The sequence below is a fragment of the Streptomyces torulosus genome, assembly GCF_001419765.1.
Classification (GTDB): Bacteria; Actinomycetota; Actinomycetes; order Streptomycetales; family Streptomycetaceae; genus Streptomyces; species Streptomyces torulosus.
Genome location: NZ_LIRK01000456.1, coordinates 1 through 1,582, shown reverse-complemented (window position 1 = coordinate 1,582; position 1,582 = coordinate 1). Strand labels below are relative to the sequence as shown.

1 protein-coding gene and 1 other RNA gene are annotated in these 1,582 nt (G+C 71.8%); both read right to left on the bottom strand.

From position 1 onward, the window contains the following. Positions 1–1,310: DNA polymerase III subunit gamma and tau (locus tag AOK23_RS29190; RefSeq protein WP_157878187.1), on the bottom strand; the 1,310-nt coding region annotated here is incomplete at its 3' end. 135 nt (positions 1,311–1,445) lie between these two features. Beyond that, an RNA gene (gene ffs, locus AOK23_RS44110) (signal recognition particle sRNA small type) lies at positions 1,446–1,542 on the bottom strand. Between the last annotated feature and the right edge of the window lie 40 nt (positions 1,543–1,582).

Below are 1,582 nucleotides of genomic sequence, written 5' to 3'. Positions count from 1 at the left end.
GCGGCCCGAGCCGCGGCCGCCCCGCCCCCCGGCGGCACCGGCGGGCCGGGAGCGACCGGCGGGGCCATGCCCATCGGCGCGCCCGCCGCCCCGTGGACGTCGGGCCCGGGGGCGTACCCCATGGCCGGGCCGGGGCCGGACGCGGAGAAGTTCACGCCGCGCTCCAGCCGGTCCAGGCGGGCCATGACGGAGCGCTCGTCGCCGTAGGTCGCGGGGAGGAGGACGCGGGCGCAGATCAGTTCCAGCTGGAGGCGGGGGGAGTTGGCGCCCCGCATCTCCGTGAGGCCCTCGTTGACGAGGTCGGCGGCGCGGCTCAGCTCGGCGGCGCCGAAGACGCCCGCCTGGGCCTGCATCCGCTCCAGGACGTCCGCGGGGGCGTCGATGAGCCCCTTCTCGACGGCGTCGGGGACGGCGGCCAGGATCACCAGGTCACGCAGCCGCTCCAGCAGGTCGGCGACGAACCTCCGCGGGTCGTTGCCGCCCTCGATGACACGGTCGACGACCTCGAAGGCGGCGGCCCCGTCGCCCGAGGCGAAGGACTCGACGACCGAGTCGAGCAGCGACCCGTCCGTGTAGCCCAGCAGGGACGTGGCCATGGCGTATGTCACACCCTCGTCCGTCGCGCCGGCCAGCAGCTGGTCCATGACGGACATCGAGTCACGCACGGAACCGGCGCCCGCGCGCACCACCAGCGGGAGGACGCCCTCCTCGATGGGGATCTTCTCCTTGCCGCAGACCTCGCCGAGGTAGTCGCGGAGCGTGCCCGGCGGGACGAGCCGGAACGGGTAGTGGTGCGTACGCGAACGGATCGTCCCGATGACCTTCTCGGGCTCGGTCGTGGCGAAGATGAACTTGAGGTGCTCCGGGGGCTCCTCGACCACCTTCAGCAGCGCGTTGAAACCGGCCGACGTGACCATGTGGGCCTCGTCGATGATGTAGATCTTGTACCGGCTGGCAGCCGGTCCGAAGAACGCCTTCTCGCGCAGCTCACGGGCGTCGTCGACACCACCGTGCGAGGCGGCGTCGATCTCGATCACGTCGATCGAGCCCGGGCCGTTCCGCGCCAGGTCCTGGCACGACTGGCACTCGCCGCACGGGGTGGGCGTGGGCCCGTTCTCGCAGTTCAGGCAGCGCGCGAGGATGCGCGCGCTGGTCGTCTTGCCGCAGCCGCGCGGCCCGCTGAACAGGTACGCGTGATTGACCCGGTTGTTCCGCAGCGCCTGCTGCAGCGGGTCGGTGACATGCTCCTGCCCGATGACCTCGGCGAACGACTCCGGGCGATAGCGGCGGTACAGCGCGAGAGACGACACGCCTACGAGGTTATAGGCGCCCACTGACAACCCGGACGCGGCCGAAGCGGGACCGGACGCCGAGCGGACCGTCTCCCGGGACGACGACCCGGCTTGCTCTCAGGCCCCCCAGTGCTGGGCGGGCTCGGCAAGACAACGAAAGACCCCCCACGCACCCGCCAGAGCCGACCTACCCTTGCTGCCTTCCGGCCCTGGGGGAGTTCAGTCAGATAGCGCCGCGTGAGGGGCTACGCCCAGCCTACCCGATCCCCCGCTGGCTCTTATACCCATCT